The organism is Sulfitobacter sabulilitoris, assembly GCF_005887615.1.
Taxonomy (GTDB): Bacteria; Pseudomonadota; Alphaproteobacteria; order Rhodobacterales; family Rhodobacteraceae; genus Sulfitobacter_E; species Sulfitobacter_E sabulilitoris.
In genome coordinates this window covers 65,007-84,389 of record NZ_VANS01000006.1, presented here as the reverse complement: position 1 = coordinate 84,389, position 19,383 = coordinate 65,007, and the positions used below count along the sequence as shown (strand labels likewise).

The 19,383-nt window shown below is 61.9% G+C and carries 22 protein-coding genes; 13 read left to right on the top strand and 9 right to left on the bottom strand.

Translation table 11 applies throughout. The features are described 5' to 3' along the window. Both FDT80_RS17295 and FDT80_RS17290 read right to left on the bottom strand, forming a co-directional pair. Positions 1-558 carry an RNA polymerase sigma factor gene (locus FDT80_RS17295; RefSeq protein WP_138663585.1) on the bottom strand — a complete coding sequence of 186 codons (558 nt, stop codon included), beginning with the start codon at positions 556-558 and terminating at the stop codon, positions 1-3. Then, positions 558-713 (bottom strand): NepR family anti-sigma factor, encoded by a 156-nt coding sequence (locus FDT80_RS17290; protein ID WP_138663584.1) that lies wholly within the window; start codon positions 711-713, stop codon positions 558-560. Before FDT80_RS17290 ends, FDT80_RS17295 begins: the two co-directional genes overlap by 1 nt. Positions 714-820: 107 nt before the next feature. Here FDT80_RS17290 and FDT80_RS17285 point away from each other — a divergent pair, with 107 nt between their 5' ends. Beyond that, positions 821-1,630: a response regulator gene (locus tag FDT80_RS17285; RefSeq protein WP_138663583.1), complete on the top strand. Its 810-nt coding sequence runs from the start codon at positions 821-823 to the stop codon at positions 1,628-1,630. 122 nt (positions 1,631-1,752) lie between these two features. Here the strand turns inward: FDT80_RS17285 and FDT80_RS17280 are convergent, their stop codons facing one another. Both FDT80_RS17280 and FDT80_RS17275 read right to left on the bottom strand, forming a co-directional pair. Further along, entirely contained in the window at positions 1,753-3,402 is a 1,650-nt protein-coding gene (locus tag FDT80_RS17280) for an acetolactate synthase large subunit (protein WP_138663582.1), read from the bottom strand. A gap of 88 nt (positions 3,403-3,490) precedes the next feature. Next, positions 3,491-3,655 carry a DUF1328 family protein gene (locus tag FDT80_RS17275; RefSeq protein ID WP_138663581.1) on the bottom strand — a complete coding sequence of 55 codons (165 nt, stop codon included), beginning with the start codon at positions 3,653-3,655 and terminating at the stop codon, positions 3,491-3,493. Positions 3,656-3,815: 160 nt separating this feature from the next. Here FDT80_RS17275 and FDT80_RS17270 point away from each other — a divergent pair, with 160 nt between their 5' ends. Both FDT80_RS17270 and FDT80_RS17265 read left to right on the top strand, forming a co-directional pair. Beyond that, complete coding sequence (locus FDT80_RS17270; protein ID WP_138663580.1) at positions 3,816-4,127, top strand: ElaB/YgaM/YqjD family protein; 312 nt, start codon at positions 3,816-3,818, stop codon at positions 4,125-4,127. 1 nt (position 4,128) lies between these two features. Further along, on the top strand, positions 4,129-4,476 hold the full coding sequence (locus FDT80_RS17265) for a phage holin family protein (RefSeq protein WP_138663579.1): 348 nt from the start codon (positions 4,129-4,131) through the stop codon (positions 4,474-4,476). Here the strand turns inward: FDT80_RS17265 and FDT80_RS17260 are convergent. Continuing rightward, a complete protein-coding gene (locus FDT80_RS17260) occupies positions 4,439-4,807 on the bottom strand; it encodes a helix-turn-helix domain-containing protein (RefSeq protein WP_138663578.1) in 369 nt (122 codons plus the stop codon). The genes FDT80_RS17265 and FDT80_RS17260 overlap by 38 nt on opposite strands. A gap of 93 nt (positions 4,808-4,900) precedes the next feature. Here FDT80_RS17260 and FDT80_RS17255 point away from each other — a divergent pair, with 93 nt between their 5' ends. Then, positions 4,901-5,629 (top strand): Crp/Fnr family transcriptional regulator, encoded by a 729-nt coding sequence (locus FDT80_RS17255; RefSeq protein WP_138663577.1) that lies wholly within the window; start codon positions 4,901-4,903, stop codon positions 5,627-5,629. A 1-nt stretch (position 5,630) separates the two neighbouring features. On the opposite strand, the gene FDT80_RS17250 is transcribed toward FDT80_RS17255, so the two are convergent. The 3 genes from FDT80_RS17250 to FDT80_RS17240 all read right to left on the bottom strand — a co-directional run bounded on the left by FDT80_RS17250 (position 5,631) and on the right by FDT80_RS17240 (position 7,715). After that, a complete protein-coding gene (locus FDT80_RS17250; RefSeq protein ID WP_138663576.1) occupies positions 5,631-6,557 on the bottom strand; it encodes a YihY/virulence factor BrkB family protein in 927 nt (308 codons plus the stop codon). A gap of 1 nt (position 6,558) precedes the next feature. Then, a complete protein-coding gene (locus FDT80_RS17245) occupies positions 6,559-6,750 on the bottom strand; it encodes a PLD nuclease N-terminal domain-containing protein (RefSeq protein WP_138663575.1) in 192 nt (63 codons plus the stop codon). 89 nt (positions 6,751-6,839) lie between these two features. Next, the gene (locus tag FDT80_RS17240) at positions 6,840-7,715 is read right to left on the bottom strand and encodes a formate/nitrite transporter family protein (protein WP_138663574.1); all 876 of its coding nucleotides are present in this window, start codon (positions 7,713-7,715) and stop codon (positions 6,840-6,842) included. Between the two features lie 191 nt (positions 7,716-7,906). Here FDT80_RS17240 and FDT80_RS17235 point away from each other — a divergent pair, with 191 nt between their 5' ends. From FDT80_RS17235 to FDT80_RS17220, 4 genes are all read left to right on the top strand, one after another. After that, the gene (locus FDT80_RS17235) at positions 7,907-9,166 is read left to right on the top strand and encodes an aminotransferase class V-fold PLP-dependent enzyme (RefSeq protein WP_138663573.1); all 1,260 of its coding nucleotides are present in this window, start codon (positions 7,907-7,909) and stop codon (positions 9,164-9,166) included. A 109-nt stretch (positions 9,167-9,275) separates the two neighbouring features. Beyond that, a complete protein-coding gene (locus FDT80_RS17230) occupies positions 9,276-10,583 on the top strand; it encodes an acetylornithine deacetylase/succinyl-diaminopimelate desuccinylase family protein (protein WP_138663572.1) in 1,308 nt (435 codons plus the stop codon). A 4-nt stretch (positions 10,584-10,587) separates the two neighbouring features. After that, positions 10,588-12,072 carry an ABC transporter substrate-binding protein gene (locus tag FDT80_RS17225; protein WP_138663571.1) on the top strand — a complete coding sequence of 495 codons (1,485 nt, stop codon included), beginning with the start codon at positions 10,588-10,590 and terminating at the stop codon, positions 12,070-12,072. Between the two features lie 81 nt (positions 12,073-12,153). Then, positions 12,154-12,474: a DUF1294 domain-containing protein gene (locus FDT80_RS17220; protein ID WP_138663570.1), complete on the top strand. Its 321-nt coding sequence runs from the start codon at positions 12,154-12,156 to the stop codon at positions 12,472-12,474. Here the strand turns inward: FDT80_RS17220 and FDT80_RS17215 are convergent. Beyond that, positions 12,444-13,586: an acetoin utilization protein AcuC gene (locus FDT80_RS17215; RefSeq protein WP_138663569.1), complete on the bottom strand. Its 1,143-nt coding sequence runs from the start codon at positions 13,584-13,586 to the stop codon at positions 12,444-12,446. The two genes, FDT80_RS17220 and FDT80_RS17215, sit on opposite strands and share 31 nt — an antisense overlap. A gap of 83 nt (positions 13,587-13,669) precedes the next feature. On the opposite strand from FDT80_RS17215, the gene FDT80_RS17210 reads away from it, so the two are divergent. Genes FDT80_RS17210 through FDT80_RS17190 form a run of 5 tightly spaced genes read left to right on the top strand, consistent with a single transcriptional unit; the run spans position 13,670 to position 19,248 of the window. Then, positions 13,670-14,617 carry an ABC transporter permease gene (locus FDT80_RS17210; RefSeq protein ID WP_138663568.1) on the top strand — a complete coding sequence of 316 codons (948 nt, stop codon included), beginning with the start codon at positions 13,670-13,672 and terminating at the stop codon, positions 14,615-14,617. Beyond that, positions 14,614-15,429, top strand: coding sequence for an ABC transporter permease (locus tag FDT80_RS17205; protein ID WP_138663567.1), 816 nt, complete (start codon positions 14,614-14,616; stop codon positions 15,427-15,429). The genes FDT80_RS17210 and FDT80_RS17205 overlap by 4 nt, the downstream gene beginning before the upstream one ends. Beyond that, positions 15,426-17,039 (top strand): ABC transporter ATP-binding protein, encoded by a 1,614-nt coding sequence (locus FDT80_RS17200; protein WP_138663566.1) that lies wholly within the window; start codon positions 15,426-15,428, stop codon positions 17,037-17,039. Before FDT80_RS17205 ends, FDT80_RS17200 begins: the two co-directional genes overlap by 4 nt. Beyond that, on the top strand, positions 17,032-18,489 hold the full coding sequence (locus FDT80_RS17195; RefSeq protein WP_138663565.1) for an aldehyde dehydrogenase family protein: 1,458 nt from the start codon (positions 17,032-17,034) through the stop codon (positions 18,487-18,489). Before FDT80_RS17200 ends, FDT80_RS17195 begins: the two co-directional genes overlap by 8 nt. Positions 18,490-18,501: 12 nt before the next feature. Beyond that, a complete protein-coding gene (locus FDT80_RS17190) occupies positions 18,502-19,248 on the top strand; it encodes an SDR family oxidoreductase (RefSeq protein WP_138663564.1) in 747 nt (248 codons plus the stop codon). Positions 19,249-19,383: the final 135 nt, after the last annotated feature.

Genomic DNA, 19,383 nt, shown 5'->3' with positions numbered 1-19,383 from the left:
TCAGAAAGAGGAGGCTTTGGCCGCCGAAAGAACAGACATCGTAGCATCGTCTGTCATCTCCAGCGCCTCGTCTTCGTTGAGGTGCATCAGTTCAGCCAGCTTGATCCGCGCCCGGTTGGTCCGGCTCTTTATCGTGCCGACGGCGACGCCGCACATGTCGGCGGCTTCTTCATAGGAAAACCCCGAAGCGCCAACCAGCAGCAACGCCTCGCGCTGCTCGTCCTTGAGCTTGGCAAAGGCGACGCGAAAGTCGCTCATCTGAAGATGCCCGTCATGCGCCGGCTTCTCGGCGAGCGCTTCGGTATGAACACCGTCGATGTCGGCGACTTCCCGGTTGGCCTTGCGGCGCGACGAATAATAGGTGTTGCGCAAGATCGTGAACAGCCAGGCACGCATGTTGGTGCCTTCCTTGAACTTGTCGATGTTCGTCCAGGCCTTGACCAGCGTATCCTGCACCATGTCATCGGCAATCGCGCCGTTGCGCGTCAGGCTGATGGCAAAGGCGCGCATCGCGGGCAGGTGATCTACCAGCGCGTCCCTCGGGTCTGACTTTCCCATTACTTGGATTCCTTGGCAGCGTCCTGCTGCTTCAACTGGTCGAGCAAATCCTTGAAGCGATCGGGAATACCCTCGTCCAACGCCTCTTCATAGACACGTTTAAGGTTTTCATCGATCACACTCTCGCGTTTTCTGTCTGCGCCTGCCTGCGTCATTTTTGGAAGTGTATCCCTACAAAGCGAATATTTTACTTGCGTAACGGAACCAAACACACCGGGGCCGGGTTTGGTTCCGAGATTTGTAAAAAAAAGGAAGTGTCAGAATGACCGAAGCGAATGCAACCCGCAGTGTAAGCGACGAATTGGGTGCAAGTCTTCCGTATCTGCGGCGGTTCGCTCGCGCGATGACAGGCAGTCAATCCAGCGGCGACACCTTCGCCGCGGCCGCGCTGGAGGCGATTTTGACAGATCGGTCAATTCTGGACGACGTGGACACCAAGACCGGCGTGTTCCGGGCACTCTACCGGATCTGGTCCAGCGCCGGAGCCCCGGTAGAGCAAGGCGAAAGCGGTCTCAAGGCCAAGGCGCAGCGCCACCTGGCACGACTGACCGACAACAGCCGCGAAGCATTGCTGCTGCACACGATCGAAGGCTTTTCACTGGCCGAGGTCGCGACGATCATCGGCATCGACGACACCGAAGCGCGGCAACTGGTGGATATAGCGCGCCGCGAAATGGCGGACGCGGTGTCGGGATCGGTCATGATCATCGAAGACGAAGCGATCATCGCCATGGATATCGAAAGCATCGTCGCCGACATGGGTCACCGCGTCACCGGGATCGCCCGGACCCGCGACGAGGCGGTGAAACTCGGCAACGCCGACCGGCCCGACCTCATTCTTGCGGACATTCAATTGGCCGACAATTCGTCGGGCATCGATGCGGTGAACGATCTGATGTCACAGCTTGGCGACCGCCCGGTCATTTTCATCACGGCCTTCCCCGAGCGCCTGCTGACGGGCGACAAGCACGAACCTGCGTTCCTGATCTCCAAGCCCTACACCGAGGATCAGGTCATGTCGGCCGTATCGCAAGCGATGTTCTTTTCATCGACAGAAACGCTCAAGGTCTGACCGCAACGCGGTCGGTCAAACGCAAAAGCCCCGTCGCAGTGACGGGGCTTTTTTTAATTAATTGTGAACCTCGCAGTTGGCACCCTACACGCCGGATTGCGACATCCGGCCCTCGATCTCTATCAGGGCCGGAGCCGCTCGTGATAATCGACGGCCAAGGTCATCAGCACCGGCTTTTCCGCATCGCGCGCACGCGACAATGCGCTGTCCAGCGCGCCGAACGTATCAACCGCGATGTGATCCCAATCGAACGCCTTGGCGAGGGATGACCAATCGACATTGCAGAACTTCAGGTCGGTATGGTGCCCGGTTTCGTCCTGTTGCTTGGCCTCGATCAGCCCATAGCCGCCATCGACCCAGACCATGACCGTCATTTTCAGGCCAAGCCTGCGCGCCGTTTCCATATCCTGCACGTTCATCAGAACATCACCGTCGCCGCAGATCGCCAGGACATGACCCGCATCCGGAAGCCGCGCCGCCGCGATCGCACCGGGCAGCGCCATGCCCATACCGGCAAGACCGTTCGCTATGACGATCTGACCCGGCCGCTTGGCCGCGAGCGACCGCGCGACCTTCATCTTGTGCAGCCCGACCCCCGACAGAACGGTATCGGTCGCGTCCAGCTGCGCCTCCACCCGCGAAAGGATATCTTCGGGGCGCGACACGCTGTCGTTCGCGTCGGTCTCGACGGTGTCACGTTCGGCGCGCAGGGCATCGCGCACCATGATCATCGCCGGCTGATCGTCGAAACACCGTCCGGCGGCCCCTGCAACGATTCCGCGCAACGATGCGGAAACAGAACCCTGGACGTCTTGCACCACGTTCCAACCCACATCCGAAGCGGCAGGCACATCGGCGACATGAATAACCTGCGTGCTGTCATCCAGGTGCAGGTTTTCAGGACTATATTCGATCGGGTCAAACCCGATCGCAATGACCAGATCTGCAGCCTTTAGCGCATCGTCGATATGATCGTCGAATGGCTGGCCCACCGAAAACAGACACAACGGGTGATCTGCGGGCAAAATCCCCTTGGCCATGAACGACGTGACAACCGGAATGTTCAGCTTTTCCGCCAAATCCCGCACCTGCCGCGCGGCATCGCTGCGGATGACACCAGCGCCCGCAACGATAATCGGCGCCTTGGCATCGTTCAACGCATCGCAGGCAGCCACGACCGATGCCGGATCGGGCAACAGGTCGAACCGGTCATGCGGTCGGACAGGACGGCCTGTCATCTGCTCATTGGCCAAGTCCTCTGGCAAGGATAGATGCACGGCGCCCGGCCGGGGTTGCAGAGACAGCCGGACCGCTTCGGCGACTGCACCGGGCAATTCGTCGGCTGTCATGATAGTCTGACTGCGTTTCGTCACCGGAGCGAAGAGCGCACCCAGATCGATCACCTGATGACTTTGCGATTTCGACAACCGGGCGCGCGCGCCCTGCCCCGTGATCGCGACCAAGGGCGCGCCATCCAGATGCGCATCCGCGACGCCGGTCACGAGGTTGGTGGCACCCGGCCCCAGCGTCGACAGGCACCCTGCGGGCCGCCCGGTCAAACGGCCATGCACCGACGCCATGAATGCCGCTGCCTGTTCGTGACGGGTCAGGATGAATGTGATCCCGGAGTCCTCCAGCGCCTGCATCACGGCAGTATTCTCTTCGCCGGGCACGCCGAAGATCGTATCGATGCCCGCAGCCGCCAAGCTGTCGACAAGCAGTTTCGCGCCGGTCGTCGTCATGTCGGACATCGGCTTCTGGTCTTGCGCCATATCAGGAACGCCCTCGGATTTGATTGTACACGGTATGCGCCGGAGTGCTGCAGCGCCCCTGCCTCAGTGTTGTGCGATAGCAGACGGATCAGACCCTGCGCAGAATGCGCAACACCAACGTCACGACAAACAGCACGAGAAAGACGAAGAACAGAATTTTGGCGATCCCCGCCGACGCGGCAGCGATGCCACCGAAGCCAAAGACAGCCGCAATGAGTGCGACGATGAGAAACGTGAGAGCCCAGCCCAGCATTGGCGGTTTCCTTGTATGACGCGGCACCGACGCCGCAGGTACCAAGCCAACTGAGAACGAGGGGCAAAAGTTCCACTGCAAAAAACCATTGTAGCGGAACGATTTGCGTGATCGATGCGTTAACGCGTTGACCCATTGGAAAACGAACAGGAGAGTTGACATGGCACAGAAGACAACAGCAAGCGGCAGCAACGCCGAAGTAACGATTGACGATCTGTCGAACCAGATCGCCACGCTGAAGAACGATCTTGCCTCGCTGACGCAAACGCTGGGCAACTATGGCAAGTCAAAGCAGGCGGAATTGACGGAAACGGCACGCGCCACGGCACATGATCTGGCCGAGACGGGCCGAGCGAGGGCGGTGCACACGCAAGAGCAAGCCGAAGATTTTGTGCGCACCCAGCCCGCGACGGCGTTGGGCATCGCAGCCGGCCTTGGCTTTTTGATCGGCATGATGACAGCGCGGAAATAGAATGTTTGATGACCTGCAATCGCGCGTGAAATCCAGCGCGGCCCGTGCCGGGCGAACGGCGGCGATCGGGCTGGGCGCCGCCTTGTCTCTCTGTGTGGGGCTTGCCTTTCTGACGCTCTCTGCGTGGATGTTCCTGGTAAGCGTCACAGAACCGATGATCGCTGCGTTGATTATCGGCGGCTTTTACACGGGCGGGTCGATCGTCGCGCTGGCATTGCTGGCCTCGGGCGGAGAGAAGACAAAACCGCGCGAGACCACGCCGCCGCCTGCCTCACAGGAAGAACCATTGCCGCCGCTGGCCGAAGCATTCATTATCGGCTTGCGGGCCGGGGCGAAATCACGGTCTTGATGGCATTGATCACCATGTCTCCGCTGAAAGGGCGCGATACGAAAGGCCATGGTTCGGGCGAATCCTGTGAACCTTGCGGTGCATCGTCCATAAGAACAAACCGCACCCGATCCGCGAGTGCCCCAAGTCCATGATGCAGCGCGATGACGTCGGATATCGGGGCGCTGATGAGCGTCACGATCAAATCGGACAAAGGGTTCTTGGTCGCCCAAGTCAAGAATTCGGCCGGCGTTTCCATCGAACACACTGGTTCGTGCGGAAAACAATCGCGAAGAAGTTCCTTAAGGTCCGCACGTACGAACGGATCTTGTTCGACAATAATAAACGTCATTCAACCCACCCCCAAACGATATAGATCGCCGGTTTAGCCCGGTCGGAGACGCACCACATTAAACTACGACATAACAGGGAAAAGAATTCAGATATGACCACGACCTGTAAAAACTGCCCGTTGAGGCGCAAGAACCTGTTCACGGACATGACCGAAAACGAAGTGAATTTCATGCAACGGTTCAAAGCGGGGGAGTTGACGATAGAACCGGGCACGCCGATCCTCATGGAAGGGTCGAACGCGCCGCAGCTTTACACCGTGTTGGAAGGGCTTGGCATTCGCGATACATCGCTGTCCAACGGACGGCGGCAAGTTATCAGTTTTGTCTTTCCCGGTGATTTCATCGGCTTGCAGGCTGGCATTCTGGGTGAAATGGGCCATTCCGTCGAAGCGCGCACCAAGATGAAGCTTTGCGTTTTCGACCGCTCCGAATTCTGGAGTTTTTTCCGCGCTCACCCGTCGCGTGCGTTTGACATCACCTGGCTGGCGGCGGTCGAAGAACATTTCCTTGGAGAGACCGTGGCAACGATAGGTCAACGCAGCGCGACCGAAGCCATTGCCTGGGCCCTGATGAAAATTTTTCAGCGGGGTCAGGCGCTTGATATGGTGCACAACGCCACGATGGATCTGCCTTATCGGCAGCAGGATCTGGCGGATGCGCTTGGGCTGTCGTTGGTGCATACCAACAAGACTCTCGGCAAGCTGAAGCAACGCCAGCTTGCGTCGTGGTCGGACGGGATATTGCAGATCAACGATCTGAATTCCTTGGCGAAAGTGGCCTTGACGCAGGTCACTGACCCGGGCGTGCGCCCCCTGATGTAGATCAGTCTTCCAGCATTACCGTGTCGGCGACATAGGCGCCGCGCAAACCCGGTTTGCGCGCGTCCCCAACCGTGCTGTCGCGTTTCGTGCGCAGTTCGAGTTCAGCATTGAACGCGCCACCAAGCAGGACAAGAAAGCTGCTGATCCAGAGCCAGACAAGCATGGCGATCACCGCTCCGATCGAGCCGTATACTTCATTATAGTTGCCAAAGTTGGCGACGTAGAAGGAAAACGCAATGGACAGAACAGCCCAGGACACGACCGCGCCGACGGCACCCGGGGTCACCCAAGCCATCCGCGCGCCGCGTTTGCGATTGGGCCCATAACGGTAGAGTACGCCGACACCGACGAAAATGACCCCGATCGCGATCGTCCAGCGCAACAGATCGGCCAGCAATATCGTGACCCAGCCCAGCGGAAGGAACGCCAGCGCCACGGGCGCGACCACCACGGCCAAAAGTGCTACGATCCCGACACCAACCAGCGTCAGCGTCATCATCAACGCCCGCGCGTAGTGGCGCACGCTGGTCCTGTTACGTTCTCCGTAGACGGCGTTCAGCCCGTTCATCATCGCTCCGACACCGGCCCGCGCGGACCACACGGCCACCAAAACGGAGACCGCACCGGCCCAGCCCAGCGTATCGGAACTGGTCGATACCAGGCCGACGACCTGCTTGTTCAGGATCTTGTAGACGTCGTCGGGCATCAGCCCGCGCACTTCTTCCAGCTGCGCGACGACCACGACAGGGTCCGCGATCAGGCTCATAATCGCGATCAACGCAGCAAGGCCCGGAAAAATCGACAACATCGAAAAAAACGCCACCCCGGCGGCAATCAGGGCCAGATTGTTTTGCGCAATCTGGTGAAAACTTGCCACAGCAGCCGCCCAATAGACAGAAATCCGCGATGGCTGAACGTCGTCTCTCATGTCAGACTTTCGCAGACTTCGCTTTGGGCCCGGCGACCAGCCAGATGATGAAGCCAAGCACCGGCATCAGAAGAACCAGCAAGGTCCAAAGCACTTTCGCCCCGGTCCCGGACCGTGATCCGACAATCGAAATGATCGCCCAGACGTCTAGCACAAGAACGATCAAGCCGCCGAAACCCGCATAATCAGACATGTTTCTGTCTCCTTTGATTGGCCGTGCGCATCACGTCAGCCCTGCCCAAGTATCAATCTGCCAAACGCGCGGGCCCGAAAAAAGTTCCGTCATTCGCTGACTTGCGGCAGCTCATCCCGAACCTGACCCCAGGCCATCAGCGCAAAAATCACCGTTCCGCCAATGATATTTCCGGTCAGCACCGGCAGGAAAAACCCGCGCATCGCTCCGTCAAAGCCCAGATCGCCCTCCAGCATGAGCACGGCCATCTCGACCGAACCGGCGACGATATGCGTGAAATCACCCGCGGCGATCAGCCATGTGAATGTCAGGATCAGAAAAAACTTGGATGAATCCGCCTGCGGCAGCATCCACACGATCAGCGCCACGATCACACCCGCCGGGATCGCCCGCCAGAATGCCTGATTGGCGCCCATTCCGGTCGCGTGATGCGACAGTTCCATCACCGCGACCATCACCTCGGGCGAAATGGCCGTTGTAAACACGAACAGCGACGCCGCGGCAAAGGCCCCCACGACGTTCGCACCCAGAACAATGCCCCACAGCCGCAACATGCACACAAAGGTATGGAAGCTTCGGCTGACCATCACGGGCAAGACGGTCGTGATGGTGTTTTCCGTAAACAACTGCATCCGCCCCATGATGACCGCCAGGAAACCAAGCGAATAGCCAAGGTTCTCGATCAGATACCGGCTGGGCGTGTCCGGCAGATAGGTGCGCAGAATTGCCTCGCCAAGCACCGACATGCTGATCATGACACCGGCGGCGATGCCGGACCAGATCAGCGACCGTTTCGGGCGCTCCATCTCTTCCTCGCCTTCGCGGCGGATGACCTCGTACACAAGCTTGGGTGCCAGCGACAGGGCGTCACGTACCGATTCTTCCTCGTTTTCGGCAGAGTCGCTCTTGTTGCGCCTTGCCTTGGCCGCCGCTTTGAACGCTTCCGCTTTTTGAAATGGTGTCATGTCGCAACTCCTGGATGGCCGCTCGAAATTCTGGCCCTTTGGCGCAGCAAATAGCCCATTTCGATCCACAGTACAGATACCACCGCGCAGTTGGCGGATAAAAAACGGCGTCACACCGTGGCTTTGGCGTTGCACTCGGGGTCAAACGGGCAAAGATAACGGCCCCGTAAGCTGATCAGAAAGATGCCCAGATGACCGCGTTTCCCGCCCCCCTGCTTGCCAATATCCGTGACCGGTTCGCCCACGTCGACACCTGTCCTTTTCAGGGTCCGCGCATCTTTTTCGAGAACGCAGGCGGTGCCCTCACGTTGAAATCCGTGGTCGACACCTCGGCGATCTTTGCGGCGCTGCCTGACAACCAGGGGCGCGACAACCCGGCTGCGCACGCCCTGATGGCGCGGATAGCGCAGGCGAAATCCGACATGGCGGTCTTCTTCAATGCGCCGGGCGGCCAGTTCTTCGTCGGCGAAAGCGGAACCGAGCTGACCTTTCGTCTGATCCGCACGGCGGTCATGGGGGCGGCGGACGGCGGTGTGGTGATCGGGTCCACGGTCGAACATCCCGCATCGCGCAGCGCCGCACGGCAATGGGCCGATCAGGCGGGAAAATCCTATGTCGCCGTCCCGCATGACGATGCCACAGGTGCGGTCACACCGCAGGCCTATGCCGACCTGATGACCCCGGATGTGCGGGTCGCCACGATCCTCCATACCTCGCCCGTGACAGGCATCGCGAACGACGTGGCCGGCATAAGCGCCGCGATCCGCGCCACGGCCCCCGACGCGTTGATCTTCGTCGACGGGATCCAGCATGCCAGCCACGGCCACATCGACATCGCGTCCTACGATATCGACGGCTATGTCGTGTCACCCTACAAGGTCTTTTCGCGGCACGGCTACGGGGTGGCCTGGGTGTCGGACAGGATGACGGCCTTGCCGCTGGAGCACCTGCAGGGCGGACCCGAGGCCAATTGGGAAATGGGCACGCGTGACACCGGTTCCTATGCCACCTTTTCGGACGTCGTCGCGTATTTCGATTGGCTGGGTTCGCAACATTCCGACAGCCCGGATCGCCGCAGCCGGATCGAAGCCGCCGCAGCCGCGATCCACGATCACGAGAAATCTCTGACCGACGCGATGCTGCACGGCACCGGAAATCTGCCGGGGATAGCCGAGCTGCCGGGCGTCACGGTGCTTGGCGGTGTCGACAATTCCGCCCGCGAAGGGTTGGTCTGCTTTGCGCTGGACCACCTTCCCGCCGCCGACATCGTTGCGCGGCTGAACGCGTGCGGCATCCGTACCCATGTGCGCAAGGCCGATCATTACTCGGGCAACATCCTGACCCCGCTGGGGTTGGACGCCGCGGTGCGCGTTTCCCTGTGCCATTACAACAGCCTTGCCGAAGTGTCCGCGCTGCTGGCCGCGATGAAGGACATCTCCGCGCCCGCATGACCGCGCCGGTCTTTGGCGGGCCGTGGACGGGTTGATAAATCTTCGACCGCGCGGGCTTGACCACGGTATTTCCCTTGCCAAGCCTCGCCTGCGGCTCAACAGTTGCGCCATGCCTGACCAGACATCCCTCTCCACCGCCATAGACGCTCGGCGCGACGATCTGATCGCGCTGACGCAAGCGCTGATTCGCATTCCGACGCTGAACCCGCCGGGGCGGCATTACCGTGACATCTGCGAATTTCTGGACCGCCGCCTGGCGCGCCACGGGTTCGACACGAAACTGATCCGGGCACACGGAACGCCGGGCGACAGCGAAAAATATCCGCGGTGGAACATCGTCGCCCGACGCGACGGAAAACACTCCGGCGATTGCGTCCACTTCAACAGTCACACCGATGTGGTCGAAGTCGGCGCGGGCTGGACCTTTGACCCCTTTGGCGGCGCGGTGTCTGACGGCAAGATCTACGGGCGCGGCGCGTGCGACATGAAAGGCGGGATGGCCGCGTCGATCATCGCCGCGGAAACCTTTATCGACACACATCCCGACTTTGCCGGCGCCATCGAAATCTCCGGCACGGCAGACGAGGAATCCGGCGGCTACGGCGGCGTCGCCTATCTGGCCGAGCAGGGCTATTACGATGCGTCGCGCGTGCAGCACGTGATCATTCCCGAACCGCTGAACAAAGATCGCATCTGCCTTGGTCATCGCGGCGGATGGTGGGCCGAGATCGAGACGAAAGGCGAAATCGCCCACGGCTCCATGCCGTTTCTGGGCGACTGTGCCGTGCGCCACATGGGCGCGGTGCTGCGCGAATTCGAGGACCGCCTGTTTCCCGCGATGGCCGCGCGGCACACGGATATGCCCGTGGTGCCGCAAGGGGCGCGGCAATCGACGATGAACATCAACTCGATCCACGGCGGCCAGCCCGAACAGGAGCCGGATTTCACCGGTCTGCCCGCGCATTGCGTGCCCGACAGTTGCCGTATCGTGATCGACCGCCGCTTTCTGGTCGAAGAGCCGCTGGACGAGGTGCGCAACGAGGTCACGGCCCTGCTCGAAGGCCTCAAGAGCACACGCAAGGATTTCGATTACCGACTGACCGAGCTGAATTCGGTCCTGCCGTCGATGACTGACCGGGATGCGCCGGTCGTTCGCACCGTCGCGCGCGCCATCGAGGATGTGATCGGCGTGCCGCCCGAATTCGTGGCCAGCCCCGGGACCTACGACCAGAAACACATCGACCGGATCGGCAAGCTGGGGAATTGCATTGCCTACGGTCCAGGCATACTGGAACTGGCGCACAAACCGGATGAATATGTCGGAATTGATGATATGATCGACAGCGCAAAGGTCATGGGGGCCGCATTGCAAAGCCTGCTGTTGCCCTCCAAAAAAGACAAAACCTCAGGGAGTTAACGTGATGACAAACCTCTTCACCCGGCTGGCTGCGTCCAGCGCGCTGGCCTTGATGGCCACGCTCGGCGCGGCGCAGGCCAAGACCGATATCGTGGTCGCGATGCAGCTTGAGCCGCCGCACCTCGACCCCACCAGCGCCGCCGCGGGTGCCATCGATTCCGTGCTGTACTCCAACGTCTTCGAAGGGCTGACGCGATTCATGGCCGACGGATCGGTCGTGCCCGGCCTCGCCGAATCCTGGGAGATTTCGGACGATGGTCTGACCTACACCTTCAAGCTCCACGACGGCGTGACCTTTCACGACGGAACCACGATGGACGCGGAGGACGTGAAATTTTCCCTCGACCGGATCGGTGCAGAGGACAGCGCCAACGCGCAAAAGGCGCTTTATGCCGCGATTTCCTCGGTCGAGGTCGTCGATCCGCTGACGGTCAGGATCACCCTGTCGGAACCCAACGGCAACATGCTGTTCAACCTGGCCTGGGGCGACGCGGTGATCGTCGCGCCCGAAAGCATCGAGACTATCAAGCAGATGCCCGTCGGCACCGGCGCGTTCAAGTTCGTTGAATGGACGCAGGGCGACAAGATCGAGATCGAGAAGAACCCTGACTATTGGGGCACACCGGCAATTCTGGATCGTGCGACCTTCAAATTCATCTCTGACCCCACGGCCGCCTTTGCCGCGATGATGGCCGAGGACGTGGACGTATTCACCGGTTTCCCCGCGCCGGAAAACCTGCCGCAGTTCGAAGCAGATCCCAGGTTCCAGGTGCTTGTCGGCTCGACCGAAGGCGAGACGATCTTGGCGATGAACAACAAGATGCCGCCCTTCGACAATGCGCTGGTGCGGCAGGCGGTAACGCATGCCATCGACCGGCAGGCGATCATCGACGGGGCGATGTTCGGCTATGGAACGCCCATTGGCACGCATTTCGCGCCACACAACCCGGCCTATGTCGATCTGACCTCGACCAGCAGATATGACCCGGCGGAATCCAAGCTGCTGCTTGAGGACGCGGGCCTGCCCGACGGGTTCGAGACGACCCTGTACCTTCCGCCCCCGTCCTATGCGCGGCGCGGCGGCGAAATCATCGCGGCCCAGCTGGCCGAGGTCGGCATCACCGCCCAGATCATCAACGTCGAATGGGCGCAATGGCTGGAACAGGTGTTCAAGGGCAAGGATTTCGGCCTGACCATCGTCAGTCACACAGAGCCGATGGACATCGGGATCTACGCCAACCCTGACTATTACTTTCAGTATGACAATCCGCGCTTCCAGGCCTTGATCGCCAAGCTTAACAGCACGACGGACCCCGACATGCGCACTCAGCTTCTCGGCGATGCGCAAAAGATGATCTCGGCGGATTACGTCAACGGCTACCTGTTCCAGCTTGCCGCGCTCTCCGTCGCCAAGGCGGGTGTTCAGGGGCTATGGGCCAATGCGCCCACCCAGGCCACCGACCTGACCGCAGTCAGCTGGGCGGAATAGGCGACCGCCGGAAAAACACCGAAAGGCCCTGCGATTGCGGGGCCTTTTTTATGACCACAGCGCAACAGGAAAGGTAATCGTATGAGCGGTGCGCTTGGGGTCGCGGTCATCTACATGCTGACGATCAACGCCACGGCCTATCTGGTGTTCGCCTGGGACAAACACCGCTCGGTGCATGGGCTCTGGCGCGTCTCCGAGCAGACCTTGCTGTTGGTATCGATGATGGGCGGTTCGCCCGGGGCAAAGCTGGCGCAAAAGCGGCTGCGCCACAAAACCCGCAAGCAACCCTTTGGGCGGCGGCTGAATACCATCATCGGGGTGCAGGCCCTCTGCGGTATCGCCCTTTGGGTGCCAGCCGTCCGAGACGCCGTTCAAGACATCCTGGCCGCGGCTGGCGGGTAAGGCGCCCGCCGCTGCAACCGGTGAACCCGGCGTTTGACCTCGTCGCGCACCGGACCGTCCCGAGGGGCATCGCGCAGGGTGGTGAACCAGTGCTCCGGCGGGTTCTTGCCCCGCCTGTTTCCATCGAACCGAAGACCGCGCAGAACCGCTTCGGCGCGCGGCGGCAGGCGGTCGGGCACATGCTGGCCCGTCAGCGTTCCCCAGACCCCGGTCCAAAGCCGCCCGACCGACCACGGGTTATAGCCGCCGCCCCCGAGAACCAGCAGCCGGGGCGCCAGCCCCATCAGGGCGCGCAGCAGCGCCCAATGCGCATTGTTGCTCAGGCTCAGGTGCGCCAACGGGTCTTCCTCCACCCCGTCGGCGCCGCACAGAAAAACGATCGCATCGGGCCGAAAGGCGCGCACCTTCGGCAGGATCAGGTCATCGCGGATCAGCGCCATTTCGCTGTCATTCAGCCCGCGCGGCACCGGCAGGTTGACTGCCGATCCACCCGCATCGTCGTCGATCGGACCGGTGCGCGGCCAAAGCCGTTCTTCGTGCACAGAGATCATCAAGCAATCGCGATCGCCGTGAAACCCGGTCGCCACACCATCGCAGTGATGCGCATCGATATCGACATAGGCGATCCTGCGGACCCCGTGATGGCGCAGCGACAGCATCGCCAGGACCGGATCATTCAGATAGCAAAACCCATTTGCCCGCCCCCGCATTCCGTGATGCGTGCCGCCTGCGGGATTATAGATCACGCCACCCCGCGCAAGCAGTTCCCCCGCCAGAAGCGATCCGCCCGCGGCCGTGGCAGGACGCCGGAAAATCTCCGGAAACACCGGGTTTGTCACGCTCCCGATGTCATACCGCGCGGTATCGTCGGGTGTGGCGTGCTGCGTCTCCTCGACCCTTTGCAGGGCGGCGATATAATCGGGGTCATGCCAGATGTGCAGGGCCTTGGGTTTGGCCCGCGGCGCCGTCAGAAAGGCCTCCGCCGGCAACCAGTCCAAGGCGCGGGCAAGGTCCATCACCGTCGAGACCCTGGGCACGCGCAACGGATGCCAGCGCCCATAGCTCGAGCCGCGAAAGATTTCGGAACCGATGAAAAGCGGGCGCGTCAACATTCCAGTGAGATAATGCGCATAACGCAATCGTCCAAGACAAACCATGCTGGACCATGGCGCGCACGCGGCCTAACCTTTGCGCAATGCTGCGCTATTCGCTCAAACGTCTGCTGTCCCTGTTCATCAGCCTCGCGATTGCGTCGCTGGTCATTTTCGTCGTTATCGAGGTGGCCCCCGGCGATCCGGCCTCCTTTATGCTGGGACTGAACGCGCAACCCGAAACCGTTGCCGCGCTGCGGGCCGAACTGGGGCTCGATGTGCCCAAGTGGCAACGCTATCTGTCATGGGTCGGCGGGATGGCGTCGGGGGATTTCGGAATGTCCTACACCTACCGCACTCCGGTCACGGAAATGATCGCGGCGCGGCTTTGGGTGTCCTTGCCCCTGGCGCTCTATGCGCTGACCCTGAGCACGCTCATTGCCTTTCCCGCCGGGATATTCGCGGCGTCGCGCCGGGGACAGGCGGGGGACATCGGAGTGATGGGCGCCACGCAGCTTGGTATCGCCATTCCGAACTTCTGGTTCGCGATGATGCTGGTTCTGGTGTTCGCCATCAACCTGCGATGGTTTTCCGCCGGGGGCTTTGCCGGTTGGGACAAGGGGCTTTGGGCCGGTCTTCATTCGCTGACCCTGCCTGCGATTTCACTGGCCTTGCCGCAGGCGGCGATCCTGGCACGGGTCATGCGCTCGGCGCTGCTGGATGTGCTGGGAGAAGATTACATGCGCACCGCGCGGGCCAAGGGGCTTTCGGCGCGGCAAACGCTGTGGCGGCACGGGCTGCGCAATGCGCTGATCCCGGTCCTGACCATCATCGGACTGCAATTCTCCTTTCTGCTGGCCGGAGGGATCATCATCGAACAGGTGTTCTATCTGCCCGGCCTGGGGCGGCTGGTGTTTCAATCGATCTCGGCGCGGGATCTGATCGTGGTGGAATCGGTGGTGATGTTGCTGGTGTTCGCGGTGATCGTGGTCAATTTCGCGGTCGATCTGGCCTATGCCGCCGTAGATCCGCGCTTGCGGTCGCGCACATGAAGCGAAATCTGATCATCGGGGCCGCCCTGTCGGCGATCGTGGTGTTGGCCGCGGCGATGTCGTTCGTCTGGACGCCGTTCGATCATGCCGCCCTGAACATCCCCGCCAAACTGCAGACGCCCGGCGCGACGCATCTGCTGGGAACCGACCATTTCGGCCGCGACATCCTGAGCATGGTCATGGTCGGCGCGCGCACGTCGATTGCCGTGGCGTTGGTGGCGGTCAGCATCGGCATGGGGCTGGGTGTGCCGCTGGGCCTTTGGGCGGCGGCACGCAAGGGATCGCTGCTGGATGAACTGATCATGCGCGGCAACGACCTGATCTTTGCCTTTCCGGCAATCGTCATCGCGATTTTGATCACGGCGGTCTTTGGCGCGGGCGCGGTCAACGCGATCATCGCCATCGGCATCTTCAACGTGCCGGTCTTTGCCCGCATCACCCGCGGCGCGGCACTGTCGCTGTGGGAGCGCGAATTCATCATGGCGGCCCGTGTGGCGGGCAAATCCGCAATGCGGATCTCGGCTGAACATATCCTGCCCAACGTGATGAACCTGCTGATCGTCCAGGGCACGATCCAGTTCAGCCTCGGCATCCTGGCCGAAGCGGGGCTGAGCTATGTCGGTCTTGGCGCGCAGCCGCCGACGCCAAGCTGGGGCCGGATGCTGGCCGATGCACAGACCCTGGTCAGCATTGCCCCCCACATGGCCCTGATCCCCGGTTGCGCGATCATCGTGACGGTGCTGGGGCTCAATCTCCTGGGCGACGGATTGCGCGACTACCTCGATCCACGGCTGCGCGTGGCCCGCGTATGACCCTTTTGGACATTCAGACCCTGTCACTGGCGATCCACGGTTTTCCGGTGTTGCAGGATGTCAGCCTGAGCGTCACCAAGGGCGAAATCGTCGCGATCACCGGCGAAAGCGGGTCGGGCAAGTCGATGACAGCGATGGCCGTAATGGGGCTTTTGCCCAAGGGCGCCCGGACCACGGGGCGCATCATGCTGGGCGACCGTGATTTGCTTGCCACTTCAGAACGCGCCATGTGCGGGATCCGCGGCAACGACATCGGCATGGTGTTCCAGGAACCGATGACCGCGCTGAACCCGGTCCAGACGATCGGCGCACAGGTGGCAGAGACTATCCTGATCCACGATCGCACCACCGCCGCCAAGGCCGAGGATCAGGCGCGCGACATGCTGGCCCGCGTGGGTCTGCCCACCGACCGGTTTCCGCTCTCGCGCTATCCGCACGAGCTTTCTGGCGGACAGCGCCAGCGTGTCGTCATTGCAATGGCCATTGCGCGCCACCCCAGATTGCTGATCGCCGATGAACCGACCACGGCACTGGATGTGACGACCCAGGCACAGATCCTCGACCTGCTTCGGGATCTGGCGCGCGATTTCGACATGGGGCTCTTGATGATCACCCATGACCTGGCCGTGGTGGCGGATATGGCGGACCGGATCGTGGTCATGCAAAATGGCGGCATCGTCGAACAGGCCCCCACCGGCGCGCTGCTGACCGGGATGCAGCACCCCTACACCCGGATGCTGTTTGCGGCGTCTTCCCATCGTGTCAACCTGCCCCCTGCCCCGGCGCCCGAACCGCTGCTCGAGGTCAGCCATGTCAGCCGCGATTACCGGTTGCCGCGCAGCCGCGTCTTCGGGGCGCCGGGCACGTTCCGCGCGGTCGATGACGTCAGCTTTACCCTGCAGCGCGGCGAACGGCTGGGCCTCGTCGGGGAATCGGGGTGTGGGAAATCGACCCTGACCCGCGCCATTCTCGGGCTGGAGCCGGTACAGGAGGGATCCATCACGCTGGGCGGCGATCCGGTTTTTTCTGGCACGCGACCCAACCTTGCGGTGCGCCGCCGGATGCAGGTGGTGTTTCAGGATCCCTTCGGCAGCTTCAACCCCCGCCACCGGGTCGAGCGTTTGATTACCGAGCCGTTTCACCTTTTGACCGACCCGCCGCGAAAATCCGCGCGGCGCGACGCGATCGCCGAGGCCCTGCGCGCCGTCGGCCTGTCGCCGGACGACGCGCACAAATACATCCACGAATTTTCCGGTGGCCAGCGTCAGCGTATCGCGATTGCGCGCGCGCTGATCATCCGGCCCGATCTTATCGTGCTGGACGAGGCGGTCAGCGCGCTGGATGTGTCCGTGCGCGCGCAAATTCTCGATCTTCTGGCGGATCTGTGCCGCGAGTATGACCTGACGTATCTTTTCATCAGCCACGACCTAAGCGTCGTGCGCAGTGTCACAGACCGCGTGCTGGTGATGCGCGACGGCAAGATCGTCGAGGACGGACCGACCGAAACCGTGTTTTCCGCCCCCCGGCACCCCTACACCAAGACCCTGATCGACGCTGTGCCGCAACTTCCCGATCTGGCGGCCTTGAGACGGAGCGATACACATGCCTGACATCCAAGACGTTCTTTGGTTCGACACCGACCGTTGCCTGATCGGCGGCACCTGGGTCGAGCCGGCAAGCGGCGACACGCTGCCGCTCACCAACCCCTCCGACGGGTCAGAACTGGTACGTATCGCGCGCGGCGGCATCGACGATATCAATGGCGCGGTCACGGCGGCGCAAATGGCGCTCGGCGGGCTGTGGGGTCAACGTTCGGCGTTGGAACGGGGCCGGATCCTGACGCGCATAGGCCAGTTGGTGCTCGAGCGCGTCGAAGACCTGGCACTGCTTGAGGCCATGGACGTCGGCAAGCCCCTCGGTCAGGCCCGCGCCGATGCCATTGCGCTGGCGCGCTACATGGAATTCTACGGGGGCGCGGCGGACAAGGTGCATGGGGAAACTCTTCCATACCTGGATGGCTACACCGTCTATACCCTGCGCGAACCGCACGGTGTGACCGGCCACATCGTCCCCTGGAACTATCCGATGCAGATCATCGGCCGGTCCGTCGGGGCGGCGCTCGCGATGGGCAACGCCTGCGTTCTCAAACCGGCCGAGGAAGCCTGCCTCACGGCGCTGGCCTTTGCCAATATCTGTCTGGAGGCGGGGCTGCCGCCGGGCGCCCTCAACGTGGTGCCGGGTCTGGGTGCCGAAGCAGGTGCGGCACTGTCGGGTCACGCCGAGGTGCAGCACATCAGCTTTACCGGCTCGGTCAGGACCGGCGCGTTGATCCAGCAGGCGGCGGGGCGCAACGTGGTGCCCGTGACGCTTGAACTTGGCGGCAAGTCGCCCCAGCTCGTATTCGACGATGCCGATCTCGATGCGGCGCTGCCCTTTCTCGTGAATGCCGGCATCCAGAACGCCGGCCAGACCTGCTCGGCCTCATCACGCATTCTGGTGCAGCGCGGCGTCTACGCCACAGTACGTGACCGTATGGCCAAGGAATATGACGCGCTCAGCGTGGGCCCCGCCTTGCAGGATCGTCGTGTTGGCCCGCTGATCTCCGACCGGCAAAAACACATCGTCGAAGGGTTCATTGCGCGCGGGATGGACCTGACAATCGTCGGCCAGGGCACCTTGATCGATGCGCCCGAAACCGGATCCTACGTGCGCCCGACGCTCTTTGCCGATGTGCCGCCGGATCACGCGCTGGCACGCGACGAAATTTTCGGCCCGGTTCAGGTGATCATCCCCTTCGACACCGAGGACGATGCCGTCGCGATCGCCAACGGCACCGACTACGGGCTTGTCGCAAGCATCTGGACCGCGAACGGCGCACGCCAGATGCGCTTGGCAAAGGCGTTGAAATCCGGTCAGGTGTTCATCAACAACTACGGCGCCGGCGGTGGGGTCGAACTACCCTTCGGCGGTGTCGGAAAATCGGGGCACGGTCGTGAAAAAGGGTTCGAGGCGCTCTACGGCTTTTCAACCCTGAAAACCGTTGCCGCTTATCACGGATAGAAAGGACACGTCATGCGACTGACCGGAAAAACCGCAATTGTCACCGGAGGCGCCTCCGGCTTCGGGGCGGGCATCGTGCGCAGGTTCCTGTCCGAGGGCGCGCGCGTGATGATCGCGGACCTGAACGGCGACGGCGCCGCGGATCTTGCGTCACAGATGGGCGACCATGCCATGTCGCATCAGGTCGACGTCTCCAACGGTGCGTCGATCAACACGATGGCCAGAACCGCGCTCGAGACCTGGGACCACGTCGATATCCTCATCAATAACGCGGGCATCACGCATTTGCCCGCGATGATGGAAGACGTCAGCGAGGATGACTTTGACCGTGTCGTGGCGGTGAACATGAAATCCGTCTATCTCACCGCCCGTGCGCTGGTGCCGCACATGAAATCCCGCGGCGCGGGGGCGATCCTCAACGTGGCATCGACCGCCGGCGTCTCCCCCCGTCCCCGGCTCAATTGGTACAACGCCTCCAAGGGCTGGATGATCACGGCGACCAAGGCGATGGCCGTGGAACTGGCCCCCTCCGGCGTGCGCGTCAACGCGCTCAACCCTGTCGCGGGCGAGACACCTCTTTTGAAATCCTTCATGGGCGAGGACACGCCGGAAATGCGCGCCAAATTCCTCTCCACCATCCCCCTGGGCCGGTTTTCCCAACCCGAGGACATGGGCAATGCGGCCTTGTTCCTGTGCTCTGACGAGGCCAGCATGATCACCGGCGTCGCCCTTGAAGTTGACGGAGGCCGGTGCATATGATGCCCGCTGCCGGAAATCAGGCCATCGCCACGATCGCACCAGGGATCTGAGATGTTTCATTTGGCTCCAAATACCTCCGCCGGAGGCACATCAAAGACTCTCTTGCGGGCGCAGCGCGCACCGTTTGACGGCAGC